We start from the raw sequence: 16,836 nt of genomic DNA on the forward strand, positions 1-16,836 counted from the left end.
GAAACCCGCACCGTGAAGACCATCGAGCACTGGATCAACGGCTCCCCCACCCCGGGTTCCGCCTCCGACACCCAGCCGGTGTTCAACCCGGCCACCGGACAGGAGCAGGCCCAGGTCGTCCTCGGCGGCGCCACCGACGTCGACACGGCGGTCCAGGCGGCCTCCCGCGCCTTCGAGACCTGGTCGGAGTCGTCCCTCACCCAGCGCACCCAGGTCATGTTCGCCTTCCGCCAGTTGCTGGTGGAGCACGAAGAGGAGCTGGGCCGGGTCATCTCCGCCGAGCACGGCAAGACGGTCGACGACGCCCGCGGCGAGATCACCCGCGGCCGTGAGGTCGTGGAGTTCGCCTGCGGCCTCGGTGACGTCCTCAAGGGCAGCTTCTCCGACCAGGTCTCGCGCGGCGTGGACGTGCACAACTTCCGTCAGCCGCTCGGCGTGGTGGCGGGCATCACCCCCTTCAACTTCCCCGCGATGGTGCCGCTGTGGATGCACCCGATCGCCATCGCCACCGGCAACACCTTCATCCTCAAGCCCAGCGAACGCGACCCCTCGGCCGCGAACTTCGTCGCCGAGCTGTACCGGAGGGCAGGTCTTCCGGACGGCGTCTTCAACGTCGTGCACGGCGGCAAGGACGCCGTCGACGCCCTCCTCACCCACCCCGGCATCGCGGCCGTCTCCTTCGTCGGATCGACGCCGATCGCCAAGTACGTGCATGAGCAGGCCACTTCGCACGGCAAGCGGGTCCAGGCCCTCGGCGGCGCCAAGAACCACGCCGTCGTTCTCCCGGACGCGGACCTGGAATTCGCCGCGAACCACATCACAGCCGGCGCCTACGGCTCCGCCGGTGAGCGCTGCATGGCCGTCTCCGTGGCCGTCGCGGTCGGCGATGCCGCGGACGGGCTGGTCGAGGTCCTGGAGCGCAAGGCCCGCGAGGTGCAGGTCGGTCCCGGTGACGTGCCCGGCACGGAGATGGGCCCCCTGGTCACCAAGGCCGCCCAGGAGCGTGTCGAGAACGCAGTCGGCACCGCCGCCACCCAGGGCGCCACCGTGGTCGTCGACGGGCGTGGGTTGAAGGTCGACGGCCACGAGGAGGGCTTCTTCACCGGCCCGTCCCTCCTCGACCACGTCACCGCTGAGATGGACGCCTACAAGGAGGAGTTGTTCGGGCCGGTCCTGGCCGTCGTGCGCGTCCAGTCCCTCGACGAAGCGATCGCGTTGATCAACGCCAACCCCTATGGCAACGGCACCGCCCTGTTCACCGCCTCCGGTGAGGCCGCCCGCCGATTCCAGCGCACCATCCACGTCGGCATGATCGGCATCAACGTCCCCGTGCCCGTCCCGATGTCGTACTACTCCTTCGGCGGCTGGAAGGACTCCCTCATCGGCGACAACCCCATCCACGGCCCCGAGGGCATCCGCTTCTACACCCGCCCCAAGGTCGTCACGACCCGCTGGCCCCAGCAGAGCCACAGCGTCGCCGCCGGCTTCGACTTCCCCACCTCCAACTGACCCCCGTCCCCTCTCCCGAAGGACACGCCATGGCAACGGCGCCATCCCCGCTCCGCACCACCGCAGGCAACCTGTGCCTGGGCTCCGCCCCCGACTCCTGGGGCGTCTGGTTCCCCGAGGACGAGCACCAGGTGTCGTACACCCGCTTCCTCGACGAGTTGGCCGCGGCCGGGTACCAGTGGCTGGAGCTCGGCCCCTACGGCTACCTCCCCACCGACCCACAGCGGCTGAAGGCGGAGCTGGACGCCCACGGGCTCCGGGTCTCCGGCGGCACCGCCTTCGGCGCACTGCACCGGCCGGAAGCCTGGGACGACATGCTCACCCACGTCCGCCAGGTCGCCACGCTGACGGCTGCCGCGGGTGCCCACCACCTGGTCCTGATCCCGCCGATGTACCGGGACGAGAAGACCGGCGCGTTCACCGAGTCGCCCGAGCTGACCGCCGAGCAGTGGGCGGGCTTCGGCAAGGCCGCCGACCGACTGGGCAAGGTACTGCTCGACGAGTACGACATACGCCTCGTCATCCACCCGCACGCCGACAGCCACATCCAGACCCAGCCGGAGATCGAACGGCTGCTGAACGAGTCGGACTCGCGCTACGCCAACCTCTGCCTGGACACCGGACACGTGGCCTACGGCGGCGGCGACAACCTCGACCTGATCCGCCGCTTCGGCGAGCGCGTCGGCTACGTCCACATCAAGCAGATGGACCCGGCCGTGCTCGCCCAAGTGACCGCCGAGGACCTCTCGTTCGGCGAGGCCGTGAAGCGCGGAGTTTGTGTGTCACCCCCGGCCGGTGTGCCGAACCCGGCCGACGTGGTGGCCGAACTGGCGCAGCTGGACGCCGAGTTGTTCGTGATCGTCGAGCAGGACCTGTACCCGTGCGCTCCCGAGGTGCCGCTGCCCATCGCGGTCAGCACGCGTGAGCATCTGGCGGGCTGCGGGCTGGCGGGTACCCGACGCCCGAACCTCGATCGATAGGAGGCGCCATGGACGTCAGGGACGACGCGACTCAGGCCCCCACCCGCACGAACGACGCCCCGCCCGCCGTCTCCCGGCGGCTGCGCGTCATCACCGTCATCGCCACCTTCGGCGGCCTGCTCTTCGGCTACGACACCGGCGTCATCAACGGCGCCCTGCCGTACATGACCGACGATCTGGGCCTGACTCCCTTCACCGAGGGCATGGTCACCAGCTCGCTGCTGCTCGGCGCGGCCCTGGGCGCGGTGACCGGCGGCCGGCTGTCGGACGCGCGCGGACGGCGCCGTACGATCCTCACCCTCGCCGTGATCTTCTTCGTCGGCGCGCTGGGCTGCACGCTCGCGCCGAACGTCGCGGTCATGGTGGTGGCCCGGTTCGTGCTCGGCCTCGCGGTCGGCGGCGCCTCGGTGACCGTGCCGGTCTACCTCGCCGAGGTCTCTCCCGCCGAGCGGCGCGGCGCACTGGTCACCCGCAACGAACTGATGATCGTCAGCGGGCAGTTGCTGGCCTTCACCTCGAACGCGGTCATCGCCCAGGTCGGAGGTGAGTCCGGCGGAGTGTGGCGCTGGATGCTCGTGCTCGCCACCATCCCGGCCGTGGTGCTGTGGTTCGGCATGCTGGTGATGCCGGAGAGCCCACGCTGGCTGGCCTCCAAGACCCGCTTCACCGAGGCTCTCGACGTGCTCAAGCAGGTGCGCTCCCAGCAGCGGGCCGAGGCCGAGCTCGCCGAGGTGTCCGCGCTCGTCGTGAAAGAGGAGCAGGAGAAGCTGGGTGGCTGGCAGGACATGAGGTCCACGCCATGGCTGCGCAAGCTGATGCTCATCGGCTTCGGCATCGCGATCGTGCAGCAGATCACCGGCGTCAACACGATCATGTACTACGGCACCCAGATCCTCACCGACGCCGGCTTCGCCGCCGACAGCGCGCTGACCGCGAACATCGCCAACGGCGTCATCTCGGTACTGGCCACCTTCGTCGGCATCTGGCTGCTGGGCCGGGTACCTCGTCGGCCGATGCTGATGACCGGTCAGATCGGTACCACGTCAGCCCTGTTGCTGATCGGGGTGTTCTCGCTGATGCTGCCGTCCGGCGACGGCCGGGCGTACGCGGTGCTCGCGATGACGGTCACCTTCCTCGCCTTCCAGCAGGGCGCGATCTCCCCGGTGACCTGGCTGATGCTCTCGGAAATTTTCCCGATGCGCATGCGCGGGTTCGGGATGGGGATCGCCGCCGTGGTGCTGTGGCTGACCAACTTCGCGATCGGCCTGGTCTTCCCGTCCCTCGTCTCCGGGATCGGAGTCTCCAGCACCTTCTTCCTCTTCGTCGTGGCAGGCGTCTTCTCGTTCACCTTCGTCAAGCTCTACGTCCCCGAGACCAGGGGTCGCACCCTCGAAACCCTCGAAGCCGAACTCCGGGCGCGCTTCTCCCAGTCGGACCCAGTTAGGAAACGATCATGACTGTACGTGTAGGTGTCATTGGCGCCGGCTGGATCGGCAAGGAGCACATCCGGCGTCTCACCGACACCGTCACCGGCGCCCGCGTCACCGCGGTCACCGACATCGACGCCGCCCGGGCCGCGGAGGCAGCGGCGCCGGTCGGCGCCCGAGTGCTGCCCGACGGCGCTGCCCTGATCGCCGCGGACGACGTCGACGCCGTGCTCGTGACGTCCTGGGGCCCGACCCACGCCGAGCACGTGCTGAACGCGATAGCCGCCGGGAAACCGGTGTTCTGCGAGAAGCCCCTCGCGACGACCGCCGAGGACTGCCTGAAGGTCGTCGAGGCCGAGGTCGCGCACGGCCGCCGCCTGGTCCAGGTCGGCTTCATGCGCCGCTACGACGCCGGATACCGGAAGATGAGGCAGGTCATCGACTCCGGCCGGATCGGCGAGCCGCTGATCGTGCACTGCGCCCACCGCAACCCGACCGTCCCGGAGTCGTACACCTCCGCCATGGCGGCCCTGGACACGGCCGTGCACGAGGTGGACGTGCTGCGCTGGCTCCTCGACGACGAGATCGTCTCCACCCAGGTGCTCACCCCGCGCGCCACGAGCAAGCGGTTCTCCCACCTCAAGGACCCCCAGATCATGCTCTTCGAGACAGCCAAGGGTGTCCGCATCGACCTGGAGGTCTTCGTCAACTGCCAGTACGGCTACGACATCCAGTGCGAGGCCGTCGGCGAGGAGGGGCTGGTCCGTCTGCCGGATCCGCCCGCCGTCGGTGTCCGCGTCGCCGCCCAGCACAGCACAGAGGTACTCACGGACTGGGTGGGCCGCTTCGCGGACGCCTTCGACACCGAGTTCCGCGAGTGGATCACGAACGTGACAGCCGGCAACGAGCCCACGGGCCCGTCGGCCTGGGACGGCTACGCCGCGACCGTCATCACCAGCGCGACCGCCGAGGCCCTGGAGTCGGGCCGCGTCGTCGCCACGGACCTCAAGCCCCGACCCGCCTTCTACGGAGGTGCCGCGTGAAGATCGCCCTCGACCCTTACATGTTTCGCGCTCTGCCGATCGACGACATGGTGCGCACGGTGGCCGAACTCGGCTACGAATACATCGAGTTGTCGCCGCGTGACGACTTCATGCCGTTCTTCCTCCATCCGCGGGCGGACGACGAGCGCACCGCCCAGCTGAAGAACGCCCTGCACACGCACGGCGTGAAGCTGTCCTCCGTGCTGCCGCTGTACAAATGGTCCTCGCCCGACGAGACCGAGCGGCAGGCCGCCGTCCGCTACTGGAAGCGGATGATCGAGATCACCGCGGACCTCGAATGCCCGCTGATGAACAGCGAGTTCAACGGCCGCCCCGAGCGCGCCGCCGAGAGCGAGTCCGCGTTCTGGCGCTCCCTGGAGGAACTGCTGCCGCTGTTCGAGCGCGAAGGCATCGCTCTGAACCTGGAGGCCCACCCCGACGACTTCTGCGAGGAGAACACCCCGGCTGTCGACCTGGTCCGCGCCATCAACAAGCCATGGGTGAACTACCTCTACTGCGCACCGCACTCCTTCCACCTCTCCGGGGCGGACCCGACGGCGGACATCGCCGCGATGATGCGCTACGCGGGCGACAAGCTCCAGCACGTCCACATTGCCGACTCTTTCAACCACAAGGGCTCAAGCGGCCTGCGCTACATCCTCAACCCGCCCGGCACCACGGCCCGCATCCACCAGCACCTCGACATCGGCCAGGGCGAGGTCGACTGGGACGCTTTCTTCGGCACCCTGCGCGAGCTGCACTTCGACGGCGTCGCCACCGCCTGCGTCTTCGCCTGGGAGGAACGCGCCACGGACTCCTCCGCGTTCATGCTCGACCGCATCACCAAGGAACTCGCGACGTAGTCCCTCGCCCGGAGGCCGAGAGCGCCTGAGGTCCGCCTCCGGAACGCAGGGCACTCCCGCAGTGGCGTGTCGGGCGGCTACGGCGTTGCGGCGGTCGGCGCCGTTTTTCTGGACGCGTCGTCGGCGCCGTTCGGTGCTGGCGACCCGACCGTCGTCGATCGGGGAGGTCACGTCGCGGTCCTTGGCGGGCGGAGGTCGGACAGGGGCGCTCTGTAAGTTCGCTCACCACCCGGGGCGGGATCCCGACCTACTGCCTGACCGACAGCGAGAAGACCGTCACGGTCGAGCACATGGCCTAGTACGTGCTCTGTGTCGGCAACCTGATCGCTGCCCACCGAACCGACCAGGCCATGACCTTCGAAGCGGCAGTCGCCCCAGTCCCTGCCGACAAACTGCTGGGCGCCACGCTCCACCGCCTGGCCTCACACTCTATGGGCGGGGCCGAAGGATGCGGTTGCGGTTCCCCGACCAGATGGCGCCGCGATCGTTCCATCAGTGACTGACGCGCCGCCAGGAGAGTCAGCAAGCGGACTGCCACACCTGCCCACACACGACTGCATCTTGGAATCAACGATCCGCCAATGCGAGGGCTTTCGGATCCCCCCTTCGCCCAACCTGCTCCGTCAATCAGGCCCCGGAAGTGAAGATCCTGCCCTCTCACCCCCGGCAACCCCAACGGCGCATCTCAGCAGGTCAGCGCACCCTTCCGCGCGGCTTCAACGGCAGCGGCGGCAGCTCCGGAGCGGGCAGCGGCGCCCCGTCGTACCCCTTCACCTCACCGAACCGCGTCCCTGTCATCCAGTCCTGACGCGCCTGCTCGATCTCCTCCTGGGACCGCCCGATCCAGTTCCAGAACATGACCAGCTCCTCGTCGAAGGGCTCGCCGCCCAGGAGCATCAGGCCCGCGTCGGACTCGGCGCGCAGCGGGAGTTCGGTGCGGCCGCAGCCGAGGTAGAGCATCGAGCCGGGCAGCACCGCCACCCCGTCCACGTGGGCCTCGCCGGACATGGACAGGACGGCGTACTCGAAGTCCGGTTCCAGCGGCAGGCGTACGTCCGTGCCGGGGGCCAGGCTCAGGTCGGCGCCGACGATGGGGGTGTACGTCGTGCCGGGTGAGCGTGCGCCGTCGAGCTCGCCCAGGATCAGCGTGGCCGTCAGGCCGGGAGCCGTGATCTGCGGCAGCCCGGTGTGGTGCTCGAAGTGCGGGTCGGTGTGGCGGTGTCCGTCCGGGAGGGCGACCCAGAGCTGAGCGCCGTGCAGGAACCGGGCGTGGGACTTCGGGCTCTCCTCGGAGTGGCTGATCGCGCGTCCGGAGGTCATCAGGCCCAGCTCACGGGGGCGGATGGTCTGGAGGCTGCCGGTGGAGTCGCGGTGCAGGACCTCGCCCTGGTGCAGCCAGCTCACGGTCTGCAGGCCCATGTGCGGGTGCGGGGGCACCTGCATGCCCGGCTCGTCGGCGATGTCGTCGGGGCCGTAGTGATCGACGAAGCACCAGGCGCCGACCATGCGGCGGCCCAGGTTGGGCAGCAGCCGGCGCACCTCACTGGACTCGCCCAGCTTCACGCGGCGGGGGCTGAGGAGTTCGCGCACGGGTTCCGCCACCACGAAGCCGCGGCCGCCGCACAGGGAGGGAACCGCCTGGCGATCAAGATTGCTCATGTCGCCCAACCTAGACCCGTGGCGCGTTTCCCGTCAGGCAGTCCCTCCGAGAATAGTAGCCAAGGACATAGTAGCCATGTACCGTATCGGGCATGAGTACGACATCCGAGGGCGCCACGCCCGGTTTCCTGGTCTGGCGACTGTCGATGAAATGGCGGGTCGCGGTCGACCGCGCGGTGGCGCCACTCGGTCTGACACACGCCCAGTACTCGCTGGTGGCCTCGCTGTACGGCATGCAGCGCGGCGGCGAACGCCCCAGCCAGCGACGCCTGGCCGACCAGACCGGCCTGGAACCGCTCTACGTCTCCAAGCTGGCGCGCTCCCTGGAGAGCGCCGGGCTCCTGGAGCGCGCCCGCGACCCGCGCGACCCGCGCGCGGTGCAACTGGCGCTCACCGAGGAGGGCCGCGAGCGCACCCGGCAGGCCATCGAGGTCGTCCAGGGGCTCCTGAAGCAACTGCTGGCACCGCTCGGCGGCCTGGACAGCGCGCGCACGCGGGAGTTCAGGCGTGAGCTGACGGTCCTGCTCGACGCACCTCTCGATCCGACGAACGAGAACCTCAAGGAGCAGTCATGACCACCACCACTCCCACCGCCACTCCCCTCCTCAACCCCCGCGTCATAGCCCTGGCCCACTACGCGGCCCGCGCGGTTCTCGAGAAGGTCCTGGCCCGCCACGGCGTGACCTTCCAGCAGTCCGTCACGTTGCGACTGGCCGCCGTCGCGGAGGGGCCGGTCGAGCGTGACCGCATCGTCGCGGACGTCGTCGGCGCCCTGAAGATCGACGCGGCGGAGGCGCACTCCGTGGTCGACGAACTCATCGCCACAGGGCTACTGGCTCCCCATGAGTCGTCTCATGTGCGGATCACGGACGCCGGCCGGGAACTGTTCGAGACGACGTCCGCCGAGACCGCCCCCGTCACCGCCCGGGTCTACACCAGCATCCCCGCGGAGGATCTCGCGGTCGCCGGACGCGTCCTGAGCCTCATCACCGAGCGCGCGGACGCGGAGCTCGCCACCATTGCCCAGTAGTGGAATATTGAACTACCCGGCTCTGTTGACGGCCTCGAAGGCGAAGGAGGCACGAGTGGAGACCACGTACTACGACCACGGAACACCGGCGGAGCGCTGGGAGCGCGCGCTGATGTTCTTCGACGCCAAGGAGTACGCCACGGCGGCGCGCGTCCTGGACAGGCTGGTCGAGGAGGTTCCGGAGCAGACCGGGCCGCGGCTGCTGCTGGCGCGCGCCTACTACCACTCGGCCCAACTGCGGCGCGCGGAAAGTGAGTTGCGGGTGATCGTCGAGCGGGACCCGGTCGAGCAGTACGCCCGGCTGATGCTCGGCCGCACCCTCGAGCGGCAGGGCAGGCAAGAGGAGGCCGAGCCTCATCTGCGCCTCGCCTCGGCACTGGCGGGCGACTTCGAGTAGCCCTCGACGACACATGGGCCCGGTTCCGCACAGGAACCGGGCCCACGTCCGTCTCAGGCCGTCGCGTTCCTCTGCCCCCGCCGATGGGCGATCTCGCCGAGGATCACGTCGGCCACGATGAAGCCGGCCAGCGGAATGCCGAGCAGCGGCACGAAGTAGCCGAGCACGGCGACCAGCACCACGCCGGGCACCAGGATCTGCGGCGGGACCTGCTGCCAGGCGCCGCGCGGGATCGGCCGGCCGAAGGCGGAGCCCCGGCCGCGCTGCCACCACATGCGGTAGCCCCACACGATCAGCAGGACCAGCGAGAGTGCGAGCAGCATCAGGGCGATCTGGTTGACCAGCCCGAACAGGACACCGGTGTGCAGGTCGATGCCCCAGCGGGTCAGCTTGGCGAGCAGCGGGTAGTCCGCGAACCGCAGCGTGTCGGTGACCTTGCCGGTGGCCGGGTCGACGGCGACGGAGTCCTGCTTCTCGGGCCAGCTGCGCTGCACCTGCCGTACGACATAGGCCGACGAGGCGTCGGCGGGCGGGACGATCTCGACGGGGTTGCCGAGACCTTCGGCGCGGGCGGCGGCCAGCACCTTGTCGAGGCCCACGCCGTGCTCGGCGTCCCCGGCCGAGGCGGACGCGCCGTGGCCCGAGTGGTCGCCGCCCGCGGCCGAGGAGACCGAGGGCGTGGACTGGCCCAGCGAGGTGCGCAGTTCGTCGATGTTGGCGCCGGCGTACGTCGACCAGGTCAGTCCGGTCGCCGACAGGAAGACGAAGCCGGCCGCGGCCCAGACGCCGACGCTACCGTGCAGTCCGAGGGTGCGGCGCCGCCCGCTGGTGCCGCGGACCTTGCGCAGGGCGCGGCGGCGGGAGAACCACAGCACGATGCCGCCGCCCGCGATCACCCACAGCCAGCTGGCGGCGAACTCGCTGTAGAGGCGGCCGTTCTCGCCGAGGTGGAGGTCGCGGTGGAACTCGTCGATCCAGGTGCGCAGCGGCAGTGCGCCGGTCGAGCCGTACTGCTCCAGCGTGCCGCGGACCTTGCCGGTGTACGGGTCGACGAACACGGCCAGGGTGTGGTTCGGGTCGACTCCCTGCACGCCGGACAGCATCACCCTGGTCGTCGCGTCGGCCGCGGGCGAGGGCCGTATCGCCGAGACCGTGCCCTCGGGGTGGGCCTTGCGGGCGGCGTCCACCTGGTCGGAGATGGGCAGTTCGGCGTCACCGACGGGGACGGTCATCTCGTGCCGGTAGACGATCTTCTCGGCCTGGAAGGCGCCCGCGTACAGGAAGCCGGTGACGGCGGCGATGAGCAGGAAGGGGGCGACGAACACACCGGCGTAGAAGTGCAGACGCAGCACGAGCGGGCGCAGCGGGGCCCATCTGCTGGGGGTCGGCGCCGGGGCGACCGGTTGTGCGGCCTCGTCCGTGGACGTCGGGGGGGCGATGGACATCGGCGGTTCTCCGAGGGCTGGGGACGGACGGTGGCGGTCCAGTAGTCGGAGAGCGGGGGCGCCGAGTTCCCGGCACTTCCAGTGACCTGCGTCACACAAGAGGTTCTCGTGGCATCCTGGCGCGATGGCAACTCCGAGTCACCGCAAGCCCCTTGCCGAACTGGTCGAGGAACTCCTCACCACGGACGGCCCGCTCCCGATCGTCGCGGCCGGCGATCCGGTGCTGCGGCAAGGCATCGAGCCTTACGACGGCCACCTGGACGGCACTCTCCTGTCCCGTTTCGTCGAGGCCCTCCGCATCACGATGCACGCGGCGCCCGGCGTGGGGCTCGCCGCCCCTCAGGTCGGAGTCCCCCTGCGGATCGCGGTGATCGAGGACCCCGCCCCGGTTCCCGAGGAGATCCGGCTGGCGCGTGGACGCGTCCCGCAGCCGTTCCGGGTCCTGGTCAATCCGTCGTACGAGCCGGTCGGCACCGGGCGGGTGGCGTTCTTCGAGGGGTGTCTGAGCGTGCCGGGGTGGCAGGCCGTGGTGGCGCGGCCCGCCGAGGTCCGGCTCAGGTGCGAGGACGAGAACGGCCGCGCGGTCGACGAGGTGTTCCGCGGCTGGCCCGCGCGGATCGTCCAGCACGAGACGGACCACCTCGACGGCGTGCTCTACCTCGACCGCGCCGAGCTGCGCTCGCTGTCCTCGAACCAGGCGATGGCCGAGCGCTGGACGCAGCCGACGCCGGAGCAGGCGGCCGCGTCCCTCGGCTTCGAACTGCCTTAGACGTACTGCTAGTTGTCCCGGTAGGCCTCAAGCAGTCGCAGCCACACCTCACTGATCGTCGGGTACGACGGGACCGCGTGCCACAGCCTGCTGATCGGGACCTGGCCGGCGACCGCGATCGTCGCGGAGTGGATCAGTTCGCCGACGCCGGGGCCGACGAAGGTGACGCCGAGGAGGATCTCGCGTTCCAGGTCGACGACCATGCGGGCGCGGCCGCGGTAGCCGTCGCCGTAGAGACCGGCGCCCGACACCGAGGCGAGGTCGTAATCGACCGCGCGGACCCGGTGGCCGGCTTGTTCGGCCTCCGCCAGGGAGAGGCCCACGGAGGCGGCCTCCGGGTCGGTGAAGACGACCTGGGGCACGGCGTCGTGGTCGGCGGTGGCGGCGTGCGCGCCCCACGGGTCCGCCTGGACCGAGGTGCCCGAGGCGCGGGCGGAGATGGCGGCTCCGGCGATGCGGGCCTGGTACTTGCCCTGGTGGGTGAGGAGCGCGCGGTGGTTGACGTCGCCGACGGCGTAGAGCCAGTCGCTGCCGGTCACGCGGAGGCTGTCGTCGACCTCCAGCCAGCTGCCGGGTTCCCGGCCGATGGTGTCGAGGCCGATGTCGTCGGTGCGCGGGGCGCGTCCGGTGGCGAACAGGATCTCGTCGGCCTCGATGCGGTCGCCGGTGTCGGTGACGACCACGACCGTGCCGTTCTCGCGGGCGACCGACTCGACCGAGGTACCGGTGCGGACGCTCACGCCCGCCTCGGTGAGCGCCTCGGCGACGAGTTCCCCGGCGAACGGCTCCATGCGGTTGAGCAGGCCCTTTCCGCGTACCAGGAGCGTCACCTGTGAGCCGAGGGCCTGCCAGGCCGTGGCCATCTCGGTGGCGACCACTCCCCCGCCGACCACGACGAGCCGCCCCGGTGCCGCCTTGGCGCTGGTCGCCTCGCGGCTGGTCCACGGCTTGACCTCGTCGAGGCCCGGCAGGTCGGGCAGCACGGCGCGGGTGCCGGTGCACACGGCCACGGCGTGCCGGGCGGTCAGCACCTTCCGTACGCCGTCCGGGCCGGTGACGGTGACCGTGCGCTCTCCGGTGAGACGGCCGTGGCCACGGTGGAGGTCGGCGCCGATGCTCTCCAGCCAGCCGATCTGGCCGTCGTCCTTCCAGTCCGAGGCCCAGTAGTCCCGGCGTGCGAGGACCGCGGCCGCGTCGAGGGGGCCCTGCACCGAGGCGCTCAGACCGGGCAGGCGGCGCGCGTCCGCCTGGGCGATCACCGGCCGCAGCAGGGCCTTGCTGGGCATACAGGCCCAGTAGGAGCATTCTCCGCCGACCAGTTCGCTCTCCACGACCGCGGTGGACAGGCCGGCCGCGCGGGTGCGGTCGGCCACGTTCTCCCCCACGGGTCCGGCACCGAGCACCACTACGTCGTAGGTACTGGAGGCGATGTTTTCCGTTTCCGTCATGGGCCCAGTCTGGTGGGTGGTGTGCGCTCGGGCCAGCAGGGGTACGCGCGGCGCATGTCCACAGGTGCCGGCTGTGGAATACCGGGCCGACCGGCCGTGTTGTGCCGACGGCTTCGCTCCGAGACCAGGAAGAGGGATCACGTCATGAGCAGCACCGTGGAGCTCACCAAGGAGAACTTCGACCAGATGGTCACGGACAACGAGTTCGTCCTGATCGATTTCTGGGCTGCCTGGTGCGGTCCTTGCCGCCAGTTCGCGCCGGTCTACGAGAAGGCCGCCGAGGACAACCCCGACCTGGTCTTCGGCAAGGTGGACACCGAGGCGCAGCCGGAGCTGGCCCAGGCCTTCGGTATCCAGTCGATCCCGACGCTGATGATCGTCCGCGACCAGGTCGCGGTGTTCGCCCAGCCCGGGGCGCTGCCCGAGTCCGCCCTGACGGACGTCATCGGGCAGGCCCGCAAGCTGGACATGGACGAGGTCCGCAAGTCCGTGGCCGAGCAGCAGGCCCAGGCCGGGCAGAACGGCGAGTAGGGCCCCGGATCAGAAGGGGTACGTCGCCACGTCCGCGCGTACCGTCGTCCAGCGCACGTCGGTGAAGGCCTCCACGTTGGCCTCGCCGCCGAACCGGGCGCCGGTGCCGGACGCGGCGATACCGCCGAAGGGCGCGACCGCCTCGTCGTTCACGGTCTGGTCGTTGATGTGCACGATGCCGGTCGGGATCCGCTCCGCCAGGTCGAGGCCGCGGGCCGCGTCCCCGGTGACGATGCCGAGCGAGAGGCCGTAGGGCCCCGTGGCGGCCAGCGCGGCCGCCTCGTCGACCGAGCTGAAGGACCGTACGGGCGCGACGGGTCCGAAGACCTCCTCGGCGTAGGCGGGTGTGCTGTCGTCGAGGCCCGCGAGGACCGTCGGGCGGTACAAGAGCCTGTCGTGCGTGCCGCCGGCGGCCAGCTTGGCGCCCTGCGCGGTGCTGGCCTCGACCAGGCCGTGCACCTTGGCGAGTTGGTTGTCGTCGATGATCGGTCCGAGGTGGACCTGTTCGCGGTTCGGGTCGCCGACGGCGAGCGAGTCGGCCTTGGCGGCCAGGCGCTCCACGTACTCCTCGTACAGTGACGCGTGGACCAGGTGCCGGCCCGTCGTCATGCAGATCTGGCCCTGGTGGAAGAAGGATCCCCAGGCCGCCGTGGAGATGACGGCCTCGATGTCGGCGTCCTCCAGGACGATCAGGGCGGAGTTGCCGCCCAGTTCCAGGTGGGCGCGCTTGAGGTGGCGTCCGGCCGCCTCGCCGACCGCTCGGCCCGCCGCGGTCGAGCCGGTGAAGGAGATGACGGGGATCCGCGGGTCGGCGACCAGGGCCTGCCCGACGTCCGGGCCGCCGGGCAGGACATGGAACAGTCCCTCGGGCAGCCCGGCCTCGGCGAAGACCGCGGCGAGCGAGAGGCCGCCGCAGACCGCGGTGCGCGGGTCGGGCTTGAGGATCACGGCGTTGCCGAGGGCGAGGGCCGGGGCGACCGAGCGGATCGAGAGGATCAGCGGGGCGTTGAAGGGCGAGATCACGCCCACCACGCCGACCGGGATCCGGCGCGTGTAGGACAGCCGGGGCGCTTCGCTGGGCAGGACCTGGCCCGCGGGGCGGGAGGCGAGGGCGGCTGCCTCGTAGCACTCCTGAGCGGCCACGTGCAGTTCGAAGTCGGCCTTGCCGGGGATGGACCCGGACTCCCGGACGAGCCATCCGCGCAGTTCGTCGGCGTGCGCGGCGAACAGGTCACCGGCCTTGCGCAGTACCCCGGCGCGGACGAAGTGCGGGAGCCTGGCCCACTCGGCCTGGGCGGCGCGGGCTGCCTCGGCGGAACGCTCCACGTCGGCGCCGGTGGCCAGGCCGACGGTGGCGAGCGTGTCGCCGGTGGCGGGTTCGGTGACCGCGTACTCGGGTCCTGAAAGGGGGTGGGGCTGCCAGCTCTTGGGGTCGAGCAACGACATGACGGCTCTCCGTTCGATCACCGGTGGGACTCACACGGGGAGCGGTAGTCCCGTGTAGTTCGCGGCCAGTTCGGCGGCCGCATGGCGGGATGCGGTGATGCGGCGCAGCCGTGCGAGCTGCATCCGGCTCTCGAAGGCATCCCCATTTGGTTGAGCATGCAACATCCTAGTCATGTCATCCGAGAACCGGGTGGCCTGCCACACACGAGAAAGACACAACTCCGAATAATTGTCGATCAGTTGTGTCGATCCTGTGCGGTGCAGACCGATCAGGGCCCGGGCCAGGAGGGACACGTCCGACACGGCGAGGTTGAGGCCCTTCGCTCCGGTCGGCGGCACGATGTGCGCGGCGTCGCCGGCTAGCAGAAGACGGCCGTGCCGCATCGGTTCGTGGACGTAACTGCGCATGGGCGTCACGGACTTGGCGGTGATCGGACCTCTCGCGAGGGTCCAGTCGGCGTCGATCGCGAAGCGGGCGGCGAGCTCGTCCCAGATCCGCTCGTCGGGCCAGTCGTCCGGGTCGGTGCCGTTGGGGACCTGGAGGTAGAGCCGGGAGACCGCGAGCGAGCGCATGCTGTGCAGGGCGAAGCCCCGCTCCCCGCGGGCGTAGATCAACTCTTCGCAGGACGGGGCGACATCGGCCATGATCCCGAGCCAGGAGTACGGGTGGTCGCGCTCGTACGTCCGGCTCGTCGCCGTCGGGAACGCCCCGCGCGAGATGCCGTGGAAGCCGTCGCAGCCGGCGACCCAGTCGCAGGTCAGGGTCTGTTCGCGGCCCTCGTGCCGGAACCGCACCACCGGGGTGTCGCTCCCCGGCTTCTCGACCGCCAGGGCCTCCGCCCCGAACAACAGTGGCGGCCCCTCGGCCAGGTGGAGCGCGACGAGGTCCTTCACGATCTCGGTCTGGGCGTAGACGGTGACCGTGCGGCCGCCGGTGAGGACGGGGAAGTCGAGGTGGTGCCGCTCCCCGGCGAACCGCAGCTCGATGCCCTGGTGGACCAGTCCCTCCGCGTCCAGCCGCGCGGCGGCGCCGGCCGCGCGCAGGGCGTCGACCGTGCCCTGCTCCAGCATCCCGGCGCGCTGGCGGTGCTCGACGTACTCCCGCGTCCTGCTCTCCAGGACCACGCAGTCGATGCCGGCCAGGTGCAGCAGGCGGGCGAGGAGCAGTCCGGCGGGGCCGCCGCCGATGATCCCGACCGTGGTGCGCATGGCAGACCCTTCCGCGTCAGCTGGAGTCGCGGTGCACGACCGTGGCCCCCAGCACCGTGTGCGTCTCGGTCGCGGCGCCCGGTTCGCGCACCGCGCGGTCGACCAGTTCGGCGAGGTCACGGCCGGACGGGAGCTCGAGGTGGACCGTGCTCAGCCGGGGCCGCAGCAGCCGGCCGAGGAGCAGGTCGTCGGCGCCGATCACCGCCGTGTCCTCCGGGATGCGCACACCCTCGTCCTGGAGGGCACGCATTAACAGCATCGCGTACTCGTCGTTGTAAGCGAACACGGCGTCGAGGTCGAGTTCCCGCCAGCGGGCGGCGAGGCCGGCCGCGGCCTGCTCCTCGTAGGCGAGGGACAGCTCCGTCAAGGTGGCGTCCGTGCCGTCCAGAGCCCTGCGCACCCCGGCCAGACGGGGCAGCGAGAAGGCATCCAGGCCGGCCTCGGCGGGCACCACGACCCCGATGCGGCGCCGGCCGCGGGCGTACAGGTGGGCGGCGGCGCTGTGGCCGACGCCCGCGTGGTCCATGAGCAGGGCGTGGGCCCCCTCGACCGCCTCGGGACCGAGGGTGACCACCGCGCGGGCACCGGAGCGCCGCAGCAGGGCCACGCCCTGCGGGCCGAGCCCCGCGCCGGGCACCAGGACGGCGACCGGGCGCAGCTCGGCCCAGGCACGCGCCGCCTCGTCGCCCTGGAGGCCGACGCTGCCGTACTGCACGACGGTGTAGTCGAGTCGACCCAGGGCCCACTGGAGATCGCTGATGAACTGGCTGTAGAGCGGGCCGACCGGAATCGCCGGGGCGGGCATCAGGACCATCCGGCTGTGGCCGGCGCGCAGGCTGCGGGCGGCGGCGTGCGGGACGTAGCCGAGTTCCTTGGCGGCCGCGTGGACACGGCGGCGCGTGGGCTCGCTGATCCGGACGGCGCTGGTGTTGTTGAGGACGTAGGAGACGGTCGCACGCGAGACGCCGGCCAGGCGGGCCACATCGGCGCTCGTGGGAACCGGGCGCCTGACGGAGGACGCGGACGTGTTCTGTATTTGCACCATGACGACCGTCATCTTTGCAGAAGCTGTGAAGGTGC

Annotated in this window: 16 protein-coding genes; 10 read left to right on the forward strand and 6 right to left on the reverse strand. The window is 70.6% G+C overall.

The window, feature by feature from the left end; genetic code table 11:
* The first annotated feature begins 12 nt into the window (after positions 1-12).
* From ACZ39I_RS07880 to ACZ39I_RS07900, 5 genes are read left to right on the forward strand one after another with little or no spacing between them, the layout of a single operon-like run.
* Positions 13-1,509: a CoA-acylating methylmalonate-semialdehyde dehydrogenase gene (locus tag ACZ39I_RS07880; RefSeq protein WP_467243586.1), complete on the forward strand. Its 1,497-nt coding sequence runs from the start codon at positions 13-15 to the stop codon at positions 1,507-1,509.
* Between the two features lie 29 nt (positions 1,510-1,538).
* Entirely contained in the window at positions 1,539-2,489 is a 951-nt protein-coding gene (locus ACZ39I_RS07885; protein WP_467243587.1) for a TIM barrel protein, read from the forward strand.
* Between the two features lie 8 nt (positions 2,490-2,497).
* Entirely contained in the window at positions 2,498-3,946 is a 1,449-nt protein-coding gene (locus ACZ39I_RS07890) for a sugar porter family MFS transporter (protein WP_467243588.1), read from the forward strand.
* Complete coding sequence (locus ACZ39I_RS07895) at positions 3,943-4,959, forward strand: Gfo/Idh/MocA family oxidoreductase (RefSeq protein ID WP_467243589.1); 1,017 nt, start codon at positions 3,943-3,945, stop codon at positions 4,957-4,959. Before ACZ39I_RS07890 ends, ACZ39I_RS07895 begins: the two co-directional genes overlap by 4 nt.
* Complete coding sequence (locus tag ACZ39I_RS07900; RefSeq protein ID WP_467243590.1) at positions 4,956-5,822, forward strand: sugar phosphate isomerase/epimerase family protein; 867 nt, start codon at positions 4,956-4,958, stop codon at positions 5,820-5,822. Before ACZ39I_RS07895 ends, ACZ39I_RS07900 begins: the two co-directional genes overlap by 4 nt.
* A gap of 693 nt (positions 5,823-6,515) precedes the next feature.
* Here ACZ39I_RS07900 and ACZ39I_RS07905 read toward each other — a convergent pair.
* Positions 6,516-7,481, reverse strand: coding sequence for a pirin family protein (locus ACZ39I_RS07905; protein WP_467243591.1), 966 nt, complete (start codon positions 7,479-7,481; stop codon positions 6,516-6,518).
* A 92-nt stretch (positions 7,482-7,573) separates the two neighbouring features.
* On the opposite strand from ACZ39I_RS07905, the gene ACZ39I_RS07910 reads away from it, so the two are divergent.
* From ACZ39I_RS07910 to ACZ39I_RS07920, 3 genes are read left to right on the forward strand one after another with little or no spacing between them, the layout of a single operon-like run.
* Positions 7,574-8,056, forward strand: coding sequence for a MarR family winged helix-turn-helix transcriptional regulator (locus tag ACZ39I_RS07910; RefSeq protein WP_467243592.1), 483 nt, complete (start codon positions 7,574-7,576; stop codon positions 8,054-8,056).
* Positions 8,053-8,511 (forward strand): MarR family transcriptional regulator, encoded by a 459-nt coding sequence (locus ACZ39I_RS07915; protein WP_467243593.1) that lies wholly within the window; start codon positions 8,053-8,055, stop codon positions 8,509-8,511. The genes ACZ39I_RS07910 and ACZ39I_RS07915 overlap by 4 nt, the downstream gene beginning before the upstream one ends.
* Before the next feature lie 55 nt (positions 8,512-8,566).
* Positions 8,567-8,908 carry a tetratricopeptide repeat protein gene (locus tag ACZ39I_RS07920; RefSeq protein ID WP_467243594.1) on the forward strand — a complete coding sequence of 114 codons (342 nt, stop codon included), beginning with the start codon at positions 8,567-8,569 and terminating at the stop codon, positions 8,906-8,908.
* A 53-nt stretch (positions 8,909-8,961) separates the two neighbouring features.
* Here ACZ39I_RS07920 and ACZ39I_RS07925 read toward each other — a convergent pair whose 3' ends face one another.
* Positions 8,962-10,353 (reverse strand): PepSY-associated TM helix domain-containing protein, encoded by a 1,392-nt coding sequence (locus ACZ39I_RS07925; RefSeq protein ID WP_467243595.1) that lies wholly within the window; start codon positions 10,351-10,353, stop codon positions 8,962-8,964.
* A 124-nt stretch (positions 10,354-10,477) separates the two neighbouring features.
* Here ACZ39I_RS07925 and ACZ39I_RS07930 point away from each other — a divergent pair, with 124 nt between their 5' ends.
* On the forward strand, positions 10,478-11,122 hold the full coding sequence (locus tag ACZ39I_RS07930; RefSeq protein WP_467243596.1) for a peptide deformylase: 645 nt from the start codon (positions 10,478-10,480) through the stop codon (positions 11,120-11,122).
* Between the two features lie 8 nt (positions 11,123-11,130).
* Here the strand turns inward: ACZ39I_RS07930 and ACZ39I_RS07935 are convergent, their stop codons facing one another.
* Positions 11,131-12,570: a dihydrolipoyl dehydrogenase family protein gene (locus ACZ39I_RS07935; protein ID WP_467243597.1), complete on the reverse strand. Its 1,440-nt coding sequence runs from the start codon at positions 12,568-12,570 to the stop codon at positions 11,131-11,133.
* A gap of 144 nt (positions 12,571-12,714) precedes the next feature.
* Here ACZ39I_RS07935 and trxA point away from each other — a divergent pair, with 144 nt between their 5' ends.
* The gene (gene trxA / locus ACZ39I_RS07940) at positions 12,715-13,101 is read left to right on the forward strand and encodes a thioredoxin (RefSeq protein ID WP_389996553.1); all 387 of its coding nucleotides are present in this window, start codon (positions 12,715-12,717) and stop codon (positions 13,099-13,101) included.
* A gap of 9 nt (positions 13,102-13,110) precedes the next feature.
* On the opposite strand, the gene ACZ39I_RS07945 is transcribed toward trxA, so the two are convergent.
* Genes ACZ39I_RS07945 through ACZ39I_RS07955 form a run of 3 tightly spaced genes read right to left on the reverse strand, consistent with a single transcriptional unit; the run spans position 13,111 to position 16,801 of the window.
* Complete coding sequence (locus ACZ39I_RS07945; RefSeq protein ID WP_467243598.1) at positions 13,111-14,547, reverse strand: benzaldehyde dehydrogenase; 1,437 nt, start codon at positions 14,545-14,547, stop codon at positions 13,111-13,113.
* A gap of 30 nt (positions 14,548-14,577) precedes the next feature.
* Positions 14,578-15,756: a 4-hydroxybenzoate 3-monooxygenase gene (locus ACZ39I_RS07950; protein ID WP_467243599.1), complete on the reverse strand. Its 1,179-nt coding sequence runs from the start codon at positions 15,754-15,756 to the stop codon at positions 14,578-14,580.
* 16 nt (positions 15,757-15,772) lie between these two features.
* Positions 15,773-16,801: a LacI family DNA-binding transcriptional regulator gene (locus ACZ39I_RS07955; RefSeq protein ID WP_467243600.1), complete on the reverse strand. Its 1,029-nt coding sequence runs from the start codon at positions 16,799-16,801 to the stop codon at positions 15,773-15,775.
* Between the last annotated feature and the right edge of the window lie 35 nt (positions 16,802-16,836).

It is taken from the genome of Streptomyces sp. NPDC024687, from assembly GCF_055559055.1.